Genomic DNA, 14,739 nt, shown 5'->3' with positions numbered 1-14,739 from the left:
TCCGGCACCATGCGTTGCAGGGAAAACAGAAACACGTTACACCTTCACTCCTGTCTGGTTTGATCGAGAGATATGATGAGTCCTTCGCGTGCCTTGGTTCTGTGTCGTCAAGCAACTGCTATCACCTTCTCCATGCTTTCTCTTGCCTTGGCGGGATGCTTCGGAAAAGATACGTCCTCACCGACATGCCCTGATGTCCGTATTGACAAGGATACGGCCAGCCTGACCCGTTTCCGCAACGACAGGGGACAGGATTTGACGGATATCGTATTCCAGTCCGAGCTGGTCGATTTCTCCGGTGATTGCGGCTACGATGCCAAAACGGACAGCATGGATATACGGATGAAGGTGCTGTTTGCTGTCAGCAAAGGACCGGCAGCCTCTGAAGAAACAGGTACGTTCCAGTACTTTGTTGCCATTCCCGCCTTTTTCCCCGATACCGCAGGGAAACAGGTTTTCCCGGTTACGTTCCGCTATCCGGACGGCAATGTACCCACCATGATGATTCGTGATACAGAGGTACGCATCAATCTGCCTCTGAAAGGACGTAATCCTGCAGATACTCCGGTTTACGTCGGCTTTCAGCTGGAACCACATGAACTGCACCATAATCGCCGCCCCAAGACGCGTTGACCCATCAATACACACCGTCAGTGTGCGACAAGAAGTGATGTATGGAGCCATGAAGAAAGCATAATCCGATCGTGCCAACCTCAAGATCGGGTAACCTGACCCCGGAGGCTGTGACTGTGTCTGAGACCGTGGTTGATCTTCATCAGTGTCAAGACCTTGCCCTGGATGGACTGCACCGTTCGCTGGGTGCGCGCATGGGGCCTTTTTCCGGCTACACGATGCCCCTGCATTACGAACAGGGCATCCTTGCCGAACATCTCCACTGTCGCAGGTCTGCCGCGCTGTTCGATGTCTCACACATGGGACAGGCTGTCCTGTCCGGCCGCAACATTGCCGAAACACTGGAAACTGTCTGCCCGGGTTCACTGAAAGAGCTGAAACCAGGCCGTCAGCGCTATACTCTTGTCCTCAATGACCGTGGAGGCATTCTGGATGATATTATGGTTGCCAATATGGGGGCAGGAAGCGATGGGCAGCACCGGTGGCTTTGCGTAACCAACGCAGGCAACAAACAGGTCATTTTCCCAGTCCTGAAATCTCTGGCAGGGCCAGACATCAGCATCACGTTTCCTGACCGTATCCTGCTTGCGCTGCAAGGCCCTCGTGCGGGGCGCGTCTTGTCGCACTTTGCACCGGCTGCAGCGTCAATGGTGTTCATGGATGCGGGGCCACTGACACTGGATGGTATCCCGTGTTTCGTAACCCGGTCTGGCTACACGGGGGAGGATGGATTCGAGATTTCGGCCCCGACATCCCATGCCGAACGCCTGATGCGCCATCTTCTTGAGCATCCGGATGTCAACATAGCGGGTTTGGGGGCCCGGGATACCCTGCGGCTTGAAGCCGGGCTTCCCCTGCACGGGGCAGACATCACTCCAGAGACAACCCCGGTCGAAGCAGACCTGACGTTTGCCATCGGAAAACGACGGCGCAGCAATGCTGGGTTTCCTGGTGCAGACATCATCCTGTCACAGATACAAGATCGCCCACCGCGTCTCCGGGTCGGAATCCTGCCGGAAGGACGGGCCCCCGCACGGGCTGGAACCGTTATACAAGCCCCCGATGGAACGCCGGTTGGAACGATAACCAGCGGCAGTTTCTCTCCGACGTTGGAACGTCCCATTGCCATGGGATACGTGGACACCGCATTCAGCAAGCCCGGCACCAACCTGAATCTACTGATCCGGGGCCGTACGGTGCAGGCACATGCTGTAAAACTGCCTTTTGTCGCTCATCGTTATCATCGGGGATAGGAACGGATGGCTGACGTGTATTTTACCAAGGAACATGAGTGGATCCTGGTCGACGGACAACAGGGAACGGTCGGCATTACCAATTTTGCACAGGGTCGCCTGGGAGATATCGTATTTGTCGATCTTCCAGACTCCGGCCATACGGTCACGCAGGGACAGGAAACAGCCGTTATCGAATCCGTCAAAGCTGCATCCGATGTATACACACCCGTCTCGGGCCGCGTTACAGAGACCAATGTGCAGCTAACGCAGGATCCGGGGCTGGTCAACAGGGCCGCCGAATCTGATGGCTGGTTGTTCCGCATCACCCTGTCCAACCCGGGTGAACTCGCCTCCTTGATGAGGCGGGATGAATATGCTGCCCTTACAGGCACGCTCCAGGACTGACCATAACGCAGGAGCGGGCTATGCGTTACCTGCCACTCACAGAAGAAGACCGGCGACAGATGCTGGATTGTATCGGGGCCGGGTCCATCGAAGATCTGTTCCGATCTATCCCACAAGCCGCACGGGACAATGCACCATGCCATCTACCAGGGTCACGCTGCGAAATGGATGTGGAGCGGGAAATCCAGGCGCTGGCAGCACAAAATCTGGATCGTACCAAGGGACCTGCCTTTCTGGGAGCCGGGAACTACTTCCACCACGTTCCTGCCGCACTGGATTATCTGATCCAGCGGGGCGAGTTCATGACCGCCTATACCCCATACCAGCCCGAAATCGCCCAGGGAACCCTACAGGTCCTTTTCGAATTCCAGACCCAGGTAGCCATGATCACCGGCATGGAGGTGGCCAACGCCTCGCTGTATGACGGTGCAACCGCCTGTGCCGAGGCTGCGGCCATGGCAGCACGGATTACCGGGCGTTCGCGGGTTGTGATATCCGGTCAGGTGCACCCGCACTTCTCGTCCACAACACACACCTTCCTCAAACACACCGCCATAGACGTCGAGACCCTGCCCCCGGATCCGATGAATCAGGAAGATCTGCTGAAGTATGTCGAGACAGACGTTGCCTGTATCATCGTACAGACACCGGGTTTCTTCGGGCACCTGTATGACACCACAGACTTGGCCAATGCCCTGCATGCCGCAGGGGCTCTTTTGGTGGTTGCTGTCTGTGAACCGCTGAGCCTGGGCATAGTGAAACCGCCCGGCGCAATGGGGGCTGACATCGTGGTTGGAGAGGGGCAGAGCCTCGCCATACCGCCCGGATTCGGGGGGCCTGGGGTCGGGCTGTTTGCAACCCGGAACGCATTTGTCCGTCAAATGCCTGGACGCCTGTGCGGAGAGACCGTCGACAGCGAAGGGCGGCGAGGCTTTGTCCTGACTCTTTCCACGCGGGAACAGCACATCCGTCGTGAGAAAGCGACCTCCAATATCTGCACAAACTCTGGCTTGATTGCCACAGCCTTCTCAATCTTCATGACCCTCCTGGGCGACAAGGGCTTTACAGAACTCGCGGAGCTGAATCATGCGCTGGCCTGTACTGCGGCTGATCGCCTGGCAGCTATCCCGGGCGTCTCACTTCTGTCCGGGACATTCTTCAACGAATTTGCACTGATGCTGAAACAGCCGGCAGCACCGGTTGTCGATGCCCTGGCAGGACGCAATATTCTGGCCGGCATTCCGGCAAGTCGTTTCTGGCCCGGTGACAAGACTGTCGAGAATATTCTTCTGATGGCCGTCACAGAAACCAACACCGACGCTGAGATACGGACTCTGGTCCATCATCTGGGGGACATACTGGCATGACCACCCCGTCTACGTTTACCGGTAACAAAGGGCTTCAGACAGAAGAGCGCCTGATCTTCGAGTACGAGCACGCGGAACGAACCGCTGTTGACCTACCCCCTGCCCCTGCACACCACCCCAGACTGGGATCAATGCGACGCACCACAAAGATTGGTCTGCCCGGATTGGCCGAGCCTCAGGTCGTGCGCCACTATACACGGCTGTCACAGAAGAACTTCGGAATCGACACGGGCTTCTTTCCCTTAGGCTCGTGTACCATGAAACACAATCCCCGGCTTAACGAGAAACTGGCCCGGCTTTCTGGTCTGGCCGCCATTCATCCGTTCCAACCCGTTTCAACGTCCCAAGGGGCCTTGGCCCTGATGGACAGGTTGGGGAACTGGTTGAAAGAACTGACAGGAATGGCTGCTGTTGCTCTCTCACCCGCCGCAGGGGCGCACGGGGAGCTGTGCGGGATGATGGCCATTCGGGCCGCACTGGATGAAAGGCAGGATGAACGCAGAACGGTTCTTGTCCCACAAAGCGCACATGGAACCAACCCGGCCACAGCCACCCTGTGCGGATTCCGGGTGGAAGGGATTCCTGCAGAAAGCAGTGGACGTGTTTCGGTCAAGGCCGTGCGAGAGCGTATGGGCCCCCATGTAGCGGCCATCATGATTACCAACCCGAATACCTGCGGGCTGTTTGAGAGTGAGATGGCGGCGATTGCTGAAGAAGTCCATCGTGCCGGCGGGTTTGTGTACATGGACGGGGCAAACTTCAATGCCTTGGTCGGACGGGTCCGGATTGCGGATCTTGGCGCGGACGCAATGCATATCAACCTGCACAAAACCTTTTCCACACCACATGGGGGCGGCGGACCAGGATCTGGTCCAACGGTCCTGTCCGAGGCACTGGCACGTTTTGCCCCAGTACCCTACGTCAAGCGATACCCCGAGGGATTCCGCCTGATTGAGACGGAGGACGAGGCACGCGCAGACGGGAACAACCCCTTTGGACGGCTCAAGGGGTACCATGGGCAGTTTGGCATGTTTGTACGCGCCATGGCCTACATGATGTCCATGGGGCTGGACGGGCTGCAGCAAGCCTCCGGTGATGCCGTGCTGAACGCCAACTATCTTCTGGCCCAACTGGGCGATGTATTGTCAGCGCCCTTCACAGGACCGGTTATGCACGAAGTCCTGTTCGATGACCGTTTCCTGAAAGATACGGGCGTCAGCACACTGGATTTTGCCAAGGCCCTGATTGATGAAGGGTTCCACCCCATGACCATATACTTCCCTTTGGTGGTTCAGGGGGCCTTGTTGATAGAACCAACAGAAACCGAGAGCAAAGCAACCCTGGATACATTCATCGAAACCGTCCGCAGCCTGGTTGCCGCAATCCGGCAAGGCCAGGCCGAACGCTTTCATCAAGCACCCGTCTACACACCACGGCGGCGGCTGGATGAAACCCGTGCAGCCCGTACACCTGTTCTTCGCTGGTCTCCCCACGAAACCTGACATATCAAGACACGATAAAACCCAAAGACCCCGCGACCGGGAAGTATGCCGCAGATTTGCACCTTGGTTTGCATTTTGCGAAGACTGGTCATGAAAAATCGGGACCTCGGGCAGAATCCTGCCATACCCCCATCTGGCCCGCCTTTTGCTGGTAAAGGGGTGAGAGCAGAGAGAAGGGCACTTTACCCCGGTTACCCGTCGAGACATCTCAGGGCAGTGAGATATCTCCGGGTGCCGGGGTTTTTCTGTCTGCCTCATCCCCTGTTTCCGGATGCGGAGCAGGCAGAGCAGACAGTGAGGCAGGGGCTGAAGTCAGAAACACGGAATAAAGCCAAGCCCGGGCTGAGACAGGAGTCGGATCAGGGGAACGGCCAAGGGACCATTGGGCAGCACGCCGGAGCCAAAGAGCCGCCTTGGCAGAGTCTTTCTTTTCGTCCTCTTCGATCAAAGCCATCAAGGATGCAAGGCGCGGATCTTCAAGTCCGTTGCGATGCAATCCCTCCAAAGCTGATCGCGCTTGCCCCCACAGCTTGGCTTCCAGGGAAACCGTAGCCAGAAGAAAAGCGCTTTCCGGATGTGAAGGAGCCCTGTCGGCCAATGTCTTGACCCGGGCCACGCGCTGCAACTCCGGCTCGCGTGCGCATAACTCCAGAAAAGCGGTGGCAAGTGCAGGATGTGCCATATCCGGCCAGACATCACGGATCAGGGACATAGCCTTGACTGGGGCTCCTTCCCTCCCCAAGACACGCACAAGCGTCAGGACAGCTGGCAGGAAATGACGGTCCTGACGCATGGCCTTTCGGGCATTCCGTCGTGCGGCGCTGGTATCACCGCGTTCCAACAGGATTTCAGCATATGCCGTCCGGAAAGCAGACACAGCACTGACGCTCTGCCTCCACTCCAGAACACCAAGTTTCTGTCCAAGCTCTGCCGTAGACAGGGCTCCCTCCCAGTCGTGGTCCCGAACCTGGCACTCCAACAACATGGAAGCTGCCCAGTCCAGACGCGGATTAAGGTCAAAAGCCTCTTGGGCCAGGCGCTTCTGTTCCGCATGGTGCCCGGAACGCCCGGCCATTCTTGCCAAGGATTTCAAGGCAGCAGGGCGTACCTCGGGGACATCGAGAAGACCTGCCAGAATGTTGGCAGCTGCCGCATGATCCCCCGCAATCTCGGCCGACTGCGCTGAAAGAAAAAGCACCGCAGAATCACTGCCCAAATCACGACGGGCAGTACGAACCGCACGACGCAAACCAACAGCATCACCAGCCAAGGCCGCAGCATAGCCATAGCCAAGAGCGGCTACCCCCTCTCTCAGACGGCGACGCTCCATCCAGCTCCCAACCGTTGACGGCAGCGATACAATCCGGCGAAACATACCGTAAAGCCAGAAGACAAGCCCCACGGATAGGACCAACAGGATCAGAAGAAAAGGGACGTTGGTATCTGCCCGCCACCCCAGCCACTGCACGGAAACCATTCCTGGATTCCGGGCCAACCAGACGGCCAAGGCAACAAAAATCGCAACCGTGACCAGCCAACGCAGCAAACCGAAAACCATCCCCTTATCCCTCCGACTTCCGTGGAGGCAATGGATCACCAGTCCCCAGGCGCACAACAGCCTCGTCAGTCAACACCTCAAGGGCTGCATTGGCGGCAAGACGGGCTTGAGCCATCTGGATCCATGGCTGGGCAACCTCGACAGCCTGACCGGACAGGCGCGACAACTCCGCCACAGCAGAGGCAAGATCACCACCGGAGGCTGCCTCAACCGCACGGGCTGTCACAGCCGCCGGAAATTCGGCCACATCAGCACCATCAACGCGACGAACAGAAACAACAGAGGTCAGAGCATCCACGGTCCGCGCCCACCATGCCGACTGATCATCCGGTCCATAACCGGCACGGATAATCGCCGGGACCAGGTCTGAAAGCTGACGATCCAGTGCAACCGGCGTAGCAATACCGCTGTCGGCATAATCGTGCAGTGTAGAAAGAGAAAGAGTCGGGTCAACACCTTCAGGCATAAGGGCCCGCACTGTTCGCAGAGACAAGCCATAAGGCCTGCCTGTATCGATAGCCTCACGTAGCTGACCGACAGCCAGCAGAAAAGCCACCACACGTTCCTGACGGCCGGAGGTCCGACGCACCTGTTCCTCCATTGCCGCAACACGATCGGCAAGACCAAGAACAGTCCCTGCGCCAATTCGGTCACGTGACAATTCATCAATCCGGCGCCCCATGGCATTGATCGCATCATCGCGGGGGGGCAGCATGCGCGCCTCTATACCCTGCAAGGCTGCCTGAAGGGCATTCATCCTCTCTTGCAGGGAATTGTCATCGGCTCCCGGCTCAGACTCACCCTCTGGATCCAAGGTAAGATCGGAAAGACCCTGCTGTATCTGCTGCTCGGCCAAGGCCAACCGGTACCGGGTCTGGTCAAGCGTCTGGCGCATATTGCCCAGCGCCGCACGCACATCATCCAGCTCCCCGCGCAAGGCAGCGACATCTGCCATTTCCGGCACAGTTGCATCCCGTGAGATCAACGGAAGATCAAGGGGAACAGACAAACGCGGGAACACAGACGACAGCCATCCCGAACCAACCAAAACCAAAGCAACGAGCACACCAAGAGCAAGAACAGGAATACGCCAGCGCGTCGTCCCGCCCTGTTTGGCACGCCCGACACCTCCGTCAGGCTCAGTCGCCCCAGTTGGCGTTCCTTCCTGCCCTGCCCCGGCAACGCTCCGGAAAAGATCCAGAAGGGAATCCTGTTGCGGGGCTTCCGCGATATGCACCTTGTCAAATTTGAGATCTGATACCGCATCGGCAACAGCCCTGGACAAGCACCAGGCCGTAACCGATGCCATATGACTTTCCAAGCCGGCCTGACGCACCAGTGAGATAAAAACCTTCGCGGTCCGCGCCGAACACAGCACAACCCCATCCAGATCCTTGGTGCGGAACGCAGAAACGACCTCGGATGGCAAAAGGGGAATGGGCTGTGTTTCGTACAGCGGAATATGAGTGCAGTCGTAGCCCTTCTTCCGCAGATCACCGGCCAGATCACCCGCAATCTCGGCTCCTGCCAGATGGTACAGAGGACCGGCATCCGGACCAAAAGTCCGGCAGACCAACTCAAACAGGGCCGCACCATCGCCATCTGCAGACTGCACGTTGTTGAATCCTGCATCCTGCAGCACGCAAGCCGTATGCTCACCAACCGCGAGAACCGGAACAGCATAAACAGCGTCACCAACAGCCGGGGAGCGATGCAGAAGACGCTTCAGGGCACGGGCGCCATTGGCGCTGGTCAGAAGAAGACCACCCGCAGCCCCAAGATCCGGCAACGAATCAGGGGTATGATCAACAACCGCCAACAACGGTGCTGTCATTACGCCTATGCCCAGCGCACGCAACGGGACTGCCAGGCGCTCCGCATCCTCTGTTGGCCGTGTTACCAGAACCCGCATTGTCTGCTCCCCTTGACCTTCCGGACAGATCATCATCCACCCATACCATACGTCGTGCCACGAGGACTGGCCGCAAGCTCCATCGCCAGCTCACGCCCCAGACGGATCGCATCTTCCGCCAAACCAGTACGGACACCGGCGCGAACACCCGATCCATCCGGATTGGCAACAAATCCCCTCAGAAAGAGACGTGTTCCATCCTCTATCAACTCGGCCAATCCGGCAATCGGGGTCCGGCAGGATCCATCCAGGATTTGCAGGAAAGAACGTTCGCAGGAAACACGAATCATGGTCGGCAGATGGCTCAGGGGCTGGAGGATATCATACATGGCCCGGTGACTGGCACGGCATGTTATACCAATAGCCCCCTGCGCAACAGCAGGCAGCATTTCATCCGCATCAAGAACAGACGTTGCACGGTTATCCAGACCCAGCCGACGCAAGCCAGCCAAGGCCAGCAGGGTTGCATCCACAACCCCTTCTTCCAGACGCTGCATTCTGGTCTGGACATTACCACGCAGAATCTGAACCCGGAGATGAGGAAAACGCGCGAGAATCTGGGCCTGGCGCCGCAGGGAGGCCGTCCCCACCACAGAGCCGGACGGCAAGTCTGCCAAACACGACGCCCTCAGGGACAAAAACGCATCGCGCGGATCTTCACGCTCCAACATGCAGGGCAGGTCAATACCATCAGGCAGAACCGTCGGCACATCTTTCATCGAATGGACAGCCAGATCAATATCGCCACGCAACATGGCTTCATCCAGCTCACGTGTGAAAAGGCCTTTGCCCCCGATTTCGGAAAGTGGTCGGTCCTGAATGGCGTCCCCTGTCGTCCGGATTACAACAACATCAACAGCCCCCGACGCGGCCAGAGACGGACAGGACGCTGCCAAACGGGCGCGTACCTCGTGTGCCTGTGCAAGCGCGAGGGGACTTCCGCGGGTACCGATGCGTACTTTCTCTGTGGCATTCATAGCTCCTGTGTTGTAAGGGCTTGCTTCGGGCAAGTGAAGGACTAAATCAGCATCATGCGTGTTCTGGGCATTGAAACCAGCTGCGATGAAACAGCGGCCGCAATCGTGGACAGCCATGCACCCTGTGGCCAGCGCATACGCGGTGAATCCATCCTGAGCCAGCTGGATGAGCACAGGGCATATGGCGGCGTTGTGCCCGAGATTGCCGCGCGGTCCCACCTCGACCACATTGATCGCATGGTACACGAAGCCATGGCCCAGGCCGGATGCACATTTGCGGATCTGGACGGTATTGCCGCCACCGGCGGGCCGGGTCTGATCGGGGGGGTCATTGTGGGGGTCATGACGGCCAAGACCCTGGCCATGGTCCATAAGCGTCCCTTTATCGCGGTCAACCATCTTGAAGGTCACGCCCTGACCCCACGCCTGAGTCATGACGTCGCATTCCCGTACCTGCTGCTGCTGGTTTCAGGCGGACATTGCCAAATTCTGGTGGTGGAAGATGTTGGTCACTGCCACCGGCTGGGCACCACAATTGACGATGCCGCGGGGGAAGCCTTTGACAAGGTAGCCAAGATGCTTGGCCTGGGCTACCCGGGTGGGCCAGCCCTGGAGCAAGCTGCCGCCTTGGGCAAGGCTGGCCGCTTCCGGCTGCCTCGCCCCATGAAAGGGCGCCCGGGATGTGACTTCAGTTTCTCGGGGCTGAAAACCAGCGTACGACAGACCGTGGAGAAACGACCACCAGGCCCCCTGTCCGAAGAAGACCGCCAAGATCTGGCTGCCGAATTCCAGGCCGCGGTGGTTGATGCCGTATCCGACCGCATACACCGCGCCATCCGCCTGTTCCGGGATCAATGGCCGGAAGGGCAAACCTTGGTTGCAGCCGGTGGCGTCGCCGCCAATATAGCACTGCGCCAGATGTTGCAGGATGCGGCAACACGGCACGGCCTTGAATTTGTCGCCCCTCCCCTGCGATGGTGTACGGACAACGCCGCAATGATCGCCTGGGCAGGGGCAGAGCATCTGAAACGGGGACACACGGACCCTCTGGATTTCCGGCCCAGACCACGCTGGCCACTGGATCCGAACGCCCCACAATCAACCGGGGCCGGGGCCGTCAAAGCCTGAAAGGTGAAACAAAAGGCACTACGCCATACCTGGGGGCAAGGTCCAAACCAGCCCTAGCTGCTTGGCTCGTAATGATAACGGACCCATTCACGATAGGCACCGCTTGTAACCTGCAACAACCAGTCCTGATGCTCCAAGTACCAGCGCACCGTCTTGCGCAAGCCTGTATCAAGGCTTTCGGCAGGACACCATCCAAGCTCATAGCGAATCTTTGTAGCATCGATGGCGTAGCGGTGATCATGCCCGGGACGGTCCCGAACATATGTGATCTGCTCAAGGTATGAAGCACCATCGGCACGGGGACTCTGCTCGTCCAGGATCCCGCACAACATCCGGACAAGATCCAGATTTGTACTCTCGCTGCATCCGCCAATATTATAGGTCCCACCCGGCACACCAACCTCCAGAACCCTGCGGATCGCTGCACCGTGATCCTTCACATACAGCCAGTCACGGATATTCCGCCCGTCCCCGTAAATCGGCAACGGCTTGCCGGCCAGTGCATTATGGATGCAAAGGGGAAGCAGCTTCTCAGGAAACTGGAACGGTCCATAATTGTTGGAACAGTTGGTTGTCAGAACTGGAAGACCATAGGTGTGGTGATACGCCCTGACAAGATGATCAGAAGCAGCCTTGCTGGCAGCATACGGACTGTTGGGCATATAACGGTTGTCCTCTGTGAACGCTGGCGCCTTTTCGTCCAGAGACCCGTAAACCTCATCTGTCGATACATGGAGAAAGCGAAAACGCGCCTGCATTGCGGCGGTCATGCACCCGTAGAAAGCACGAACCGCCTCCAGAAGACGGAACGTCCCCACAATGTTGGTCTGGATAAAAGCATCTGGCTCATCAATCGAACGATCAACGTGGGACTCGGCGGCAAAGTTGATAACGGCGCGCGGTTGGTAGCGAGACAACAAATCCGATACAAGATCATGATCACCGATATCACCCCGAGTAAAGATATGGCGGGTATCATGGCGCAAAGCATCCAGATTCTGGATATTCCCGGCATAGGTCAGCTTGTCTAGATTGACGATTGGCTCATCAGAAACGGCAAGCCAATCGAGAATGAAATTTGAACCTATAAACCCGGCACCACCAGTGACCAGAAGCATTCCCCCCTACCCCTTCAAACGATCTTAATCACCCACGGTCACCATTACCCTCCAAGGTGTCGGCTTCTGCTTCCTGTTCAAGGAGAATCCAATCCACAATCTCCTGACTTGGCTGATAGGATGGAACCATTTGTTCAAGCATACGGCGCCCCACACCTACATCATTTACGGCAAGCGCCAAGGAAAATGCATCCAGCTTGTCCTGCAAAGACGACCACACTGGAACATCCGGTTCATAATCCATCAAGATACGGGGATGAGACGTGCGGATAGCAGAGTCAGATTCAGAGCAGGGCCTCACCGTGGGACCAAGGGCAGTTGCATCAATCCTTATAGTCCCGTCCGGGTCCCCGTCTTCCCGGACAGTTAGACCAGCGAAGGCAATCATACGTCGGGCAAGGTCACTCAAAAGAACTGGCTGCCCCATATCCAGACGAAAAATCTCCCCCCCACGGCTTAATGCAGCAGCCTGAATGATCAGACAAGCGGCCTCCTCCACTCTCATGAAACAGCGGGCATCCTGCGGATGAGAAATCAGCACCGGGCCACCTTCACGAATCTGGCGATACATGCGAGGCAAAATGGCATCAGAGGGATCAAAGACCACACCAAACCGAACAGATGAAAAACAGGTCGCACCCTTTTCCATTGCCAAAGACTGCAAAATCATTTCCGCCAACCTTTTGCTGGCACCCATAATTTTTGTCGGGCACATGGCTTGGTCTGTGCTGACCAACACACAATTTGGAACACCATGTTCCAGAGCGGCCCTGGCAACGGTCAATACCCCCAGCGTATTGACCTTGATCGCCTCGACCGGGTTATGTTCAACCAAGGCATCATTCTTGTAAGCGGCAGCATGATAGATGATATCAGGCTTCCAGGTTACCATAATTTCATGCATGCGATCTTCATCACAGACCGATGCCAAAAGTGGAATCAGACGAACGGAAGTCTCATCTGTAACGTGAAGCAAGGACCGATACAAAGGCGCAAGTGTATACTCACTGTGATCAACCAGAAGAATCGTCTGCGGTTCAAGACGCATCAGCTGGCGGCACAGCTCACTGCCGATCACTCCCCCCGCGCCTGTTACCAGAACAACTCTTCCTGACACATAGCGCGACAGAAGAATATGGTTTGGCGCTGTCGTCTCCCGCATCAGAACATCATCAACATCCAGATCCACGACTATAGCAGGATGAGAAGGGTCCTCAGGAACAGTACGGACAGCGACACCGGCCTTCAGCAGGTGCGCGAGTATCTGGTTGCGACGGTCACGCGGTATGGATGGCAGGGCAAGGATAACCTCACGAATATCAAGGGTCGCGACCAGACTGGACAGATCATCAGGGCCGTACAGAGGGAGTCCATCCAGCCTATGGCCGTGCAGGCGGTCATCATCATCCAAGAAACCGATTACGCAGCGATCCTGACTATTGGCGATTGCGGCAGCAAGGCGGCGCCCGGTCGATCCTGCACCATAGATCAGCGAACGGGGCAAGGCGGCACGACGCATCTGATCCTGATACAAACCACCAAGCCAAAGACGGGCCATGGCTCGTGACGCACCGACACATAACAAAACAAGGACAGGAACAAGAATACCGACCGTACGCGGAATACCCGGAATACCAATCACCGCGACACACGTCGCATAGACAAGACCAAAAACAGCGGTTGCCGAGGTCATGGCTATCAGGGCTTGCCACCCCGCATACCGAAAGACGGCCCGATACAGTCCAAAAACAACAAAAACAGGGAGAGCTGTCGCCGCAGCAAGAAGGCTGGCCCACAGCGCAGGCCCGGACAATTCGACAAAAGACCCCAGCCGTATTCCCAGCGCCAACCACACGCAAAGAACACACAAGCCGACATCAACCGCCAGAACAACGAACCTCTTGGCCGTCCGGGAGAGAGACAGTACGGGCAAGGCCGCCTTGGTCAAGATGCATCGAATCAAGAAGCTAACTCACCTGTTGGTGGGAGAGTCTACCACAAGGAACGATACAGACAAACCGACATCTGGACTCTTCACGGAAAACAGGCCCCAGCCAGATCAGACAATCTTGCGCAGACTGGCTTGGGACACGCGCAACATAACGGGCTTGCTCAGAAACTCGATGAGCACCATAGCCCTCTGTTCACCGTCATCTATCTGATACACAGCCTCTATACCAGCAAAAGGCCCATCCGAAAGAAGAACGCGCTCGCCAGACTGGAAAACAGATTCAGGACTCGCCAGCGACCTAGATTCCCTGAGCTTCAAGAACTCTACTAACTGCCCGTCAATACGCGCCGGCTCAGCCCCAAAACTGACCAAGCGACTCACACCCAAAGTAGAGCGCACAGGGGCCAATCCCCTTGCCGGACTTCCCCCATCCAAGCGGACAAACAAATAGCGGGGAAAGAGCGGTTCCTGGACAACTTTTTTCTCTCTCTGGATGATTCTTTCACGAGAGAGAAGCGGCAAGTAGCAAGAATACCCCTGACGTTCCAAATTAAGAAGGGCACGCTGTTCTTGCCTTGGCTTGGCGTGAATCAAATACCACTGCATACTCGTTGTCCCTGTTCCGAGCAGACTAGGCCGGATATCGGCTGACGCATAAAGATCAGCCACACGTGCTATCATTGGCAGGCAGTGGTATCAAGAGGGATCTTGCGACGGCGCACCGCCTATAGATGTAATGGCGCAAAGACCGTGATTATACATGATCAACCCAAACGCACTGAGACTTATAAGCTATATAATGCCAGGAACCCCCAACACTCTAGGCTCCAGCCTTACTCATATGCCAGAATGCGAGGAGGGTTGCGAGAGCGACGTCGGAGAGGAAGTTTCTGTCGAGTTTGTCATAGCGGGTTGCGACGCGGCGGAAGTCCTTGATGCGACAGAAAGCGTTT

The 14,739-nt window shown here is 57.0% G+C and carries 12 protein-coding genes; 6 read left to right on the top strand and 6 right to left on the bottom strand.

From position 1 onward, the window contains the following. Positions 1-72 precede the first annotated feature (72 nt). The 5 genes from HEQ72_RS04615 to gcvPB all read left to right on the top strand — a co-directional run bounded on the left by HEQ72_RS04615 (position 73) and on the right by gcvPB (position 5,142). On the top strand, positions 73-633 hold the full coding sequence (locus tag HEQ72_RS04615) for a hypothetical protein (protein WP_168020104.1): 561 nt from the start codon (positions 73-75) through the stop codon (positions 631-633). Positions 634-749: 116 nt separating this feature from the next. After that, complete coding sequence (gcvT, locus tag HEQ72_RS04610; RefSeq protein ID WP_322099479.1) at positions 750-1,886, top strand: glycine cleavage system aminomethyltransferase GcvT; 1,137 nt, start codon at positions 750-752, stop codon at positions 1,884-1,886. A gap of 6 nt (positions 1,887-1,892) precedes the next feature. Continuing rightward, positions 1,893-2,273, top strand: coding sequence for a glycine cleavage system protein GcvH (gcvH, locus tag HEQ72_RS04605; protein WP_168020103.1), 381 nt, complete (start codon positions 1,893-1,895; stop codon positions 2,271-2,273). Positions 2,274-2,293: 20 nt separating this feature from the next. Next, the gene (gene gcvPA / locus HEQ72_RS04600; protein ID WP_168022701.1) at positions 2,294-3,640 is read left to right on the top strand and encodes an aminomethyl-transferring glycine dehydrogenase subunit GcvPA; all 1,347 of its coding nucleotides are present in this window, start codon (positions 2,294-2,296) and stop codon (positions 3,638-3,640) included. Next, positions 3,637-5,142 carry an aminomethyl-transferring glycine dehydrogenase subunit GcvPB gene (gcvPB, locus tag HEQ72_RS04595; RefSeq protein ID WP_168022700.1) on the top strand — a complete coding sequence of 502 codons (1,506 nt, stop codon included), beginning with the start codon at positions 3,637-3,639 and terminating at the stop codon, positions 5,140-5,142. The genes gcvPA and gcvPB overlap by 4 nt, the downstream gene beginning before the upstream one ends. 208 nt (positions 5,143-5,350) lie before the next feature. Here gcvPB and HEQ72_RS04590 read toward each other — a convergent pair whose 3' ends face one another. From HEQ72_RS04590 to hemC, 3 genes are read right to left on the bottom strand one after another with little or no spacing between them, the layout of a single operon-like run. After that, entirely contained in the window at positions 5,351-6,700 is a 1,350-nt protein-coding gene (locus HEQ72_RS04590) for a heme biosynthesis HemY N-terminal domain-containing protein (RefSeq protein ID WP_168022699.1), read from the bottom strand. A gap of 4 nt (positions 6,701-6,704) precedes the next feature. Beyond that, on the bottom strand, positions 6,705-8,612 hold the full coding sequence (locus HEQ72_RS04585; RefSeq protein ID WP_168022698.1) for a uroporphyrinogen-III synthase: 1,908 nt from the start codon (positions 8,610-8,612) through the stop codon (positions 6,705-6,707). A 32-nt stretch (positions 8,613-8,644) separates the two neighbouring features. Then, a complete protein-coding gene (hemC, locus tag HEQ72_RS04580; protein ID WP_168020098.1) occupies positions 8,645-9,589 on the bottom strand; it encodes a hydroxymethylbilane synthase in 945 nt (314 codons plus the stop codon). A gap of 54 nt (positions 9,590-9,643) precedes the next feature. On the opposite strand from hemC, the gene tsaD reads away from it, so the two are divergent. Then, positions 9,644-10,717 carry a tRNA (adenosine(37)-N6)-threonylcarbamoyltransferase complex transferase subunit TsaD gene (gene tsaD, locus HEQ72_RS04575; protein WP_168020096.1) on the top strand — a complete coding sequence of 358 codons (1,074 nt, stop codon included), beginning with the start codon at positions 9,644-9,646 and terminating at the stop codon, positions 10,715-10,717. A gap of 53 nt (positions 10,718-10,770) precedes the next feature. On the opposite strand, the gene rfbB is transcribed toward tsaD, so the two are convergent. From rfbB to rfaH, 3 genes are all read right to left on the bottom strand, one after another. After that, positions 10,771-11,835, bottom strand: a complete 1,065-nt coding sequence (gene rfbB, locus HEQ72_RS04570; protein ID WP_168022697.1) for a dTDP-glucose 4,6-dehydratase — start codon at positions 11,833-11,835, stop codon at positions 10,771-10,773. A gap of 28 nt (positions 11,836-11,863) precedes the next feature. Beyond that, positions 11,864-13,798: a polysaccharide biosynthesis protein gene (locus HEQ72_RS04565; RefSeq protein ID WP_168022696.1), complete on the bottom strand. Its 1,935-nt coding sequence runs from the start codon at positions 13,796-13,798 to the stop codon at positions 11,864-11,866. A gap of 96 nt (positions 13,799-13,894) precedes the next feature. After that, positions 13,895-14,392 (bottom strand): transcription/translation regulatory transformer protein RfaH, encoded by a 498-nt coding sequence (gene rfaH, locus HEQ72_RS04560; RefSeq protein WP_168020093.1) that lies wholly within the window; start codon positions 14,390-14,392, stop codon positions 13,895-13,897. Between the last annotated feature and the right edge of the window lie 347 nt (positions 14,393-14,739).

Origin of the sequence: Haematospirillum sp. 15-248, assembly GCF_012102665.1 — a bacterium.
Lineage (GTDB): Bacteria > Pseudomonadota > Alphaproteobacteria > Rhodospirillales > Rhodospirillaceae > Haematospirillum.
The sequence above is the reverse complement of the archived record's forward strand: the minus strand, read 5'-3'. Positions and strand labels throughout refer to the sequence as shown.

Bases quoted from the DNA above. Each gene is read 5' to 3' on its own strand.
- HEQ72_RS04615 (WP_168020104.1), top strand. From the start codon at position 73: ATGATGAGTCCTTCGCGTGCCTTGGTTCTGTGTCGTCAAGCAACTGCT.
- gcvH (WP_168020103.1), top strand. From the start codon at position 1,893: ATGGCTGACGTGTATTTTACCAAGGAACATGAGTGGATCCTGGTCGAC.
- gcvPA (WP_168022701.1), top strand. From the start codon at position 2,294: ATGCGTTACCTGCCACTCACAGAAGAAGACCGGCGACAGATGCTGGAT.
- gcvPB (WP_168022700.1), top strand. From the start codon at position 3,637: ATGACCACCCCGTCTACGTTTACCGGTAACAAAGGGCTTCAGACAGAA.
- HEQ72_RS04590 (WP_168022699.1), bottom strand. From the start codon at position 6,700: ATGGTTTTCGGTTTGCTGCGTTGGCTGGTCACGGTTGCGATTTTTGTT.
- HEQ72_RS04585 (WP_168022698.1), bottom strand. From the start codon at position 8,612: ATGCGGGTTCTGGTAACACGGCCAACAGAGGATGCGGAGCGCCTGGCA.
- hemC (WP_168020098.1), bottom strand. From the start codon at position 9,589: ATGAATGCCACAGAGAAAGTACGCATCGGTACCCGCGGAAGTCCCCTC.
- tsaD (WP_168020096.1), top strand. From the start codon at position 9,644: ATGCGTGTTCTGGGCATTGAAACCAGCTGCGATGAAACAGCGGCCGCA.
- rfbB (WP_168022697.1), bottom strand. From the start codon at position 11,835: ATGCTTCTGGTCACTGGTGGTGCCGGGTTTATAGGTTCAAATTTCATT.
- rfaH (WP_168020093.1), bottom strand. From the start codon at position 14,392: ATGCAGTGGTATTTGATTCACGCCAAGCCAAGGCAAGAACAGCGTGCC.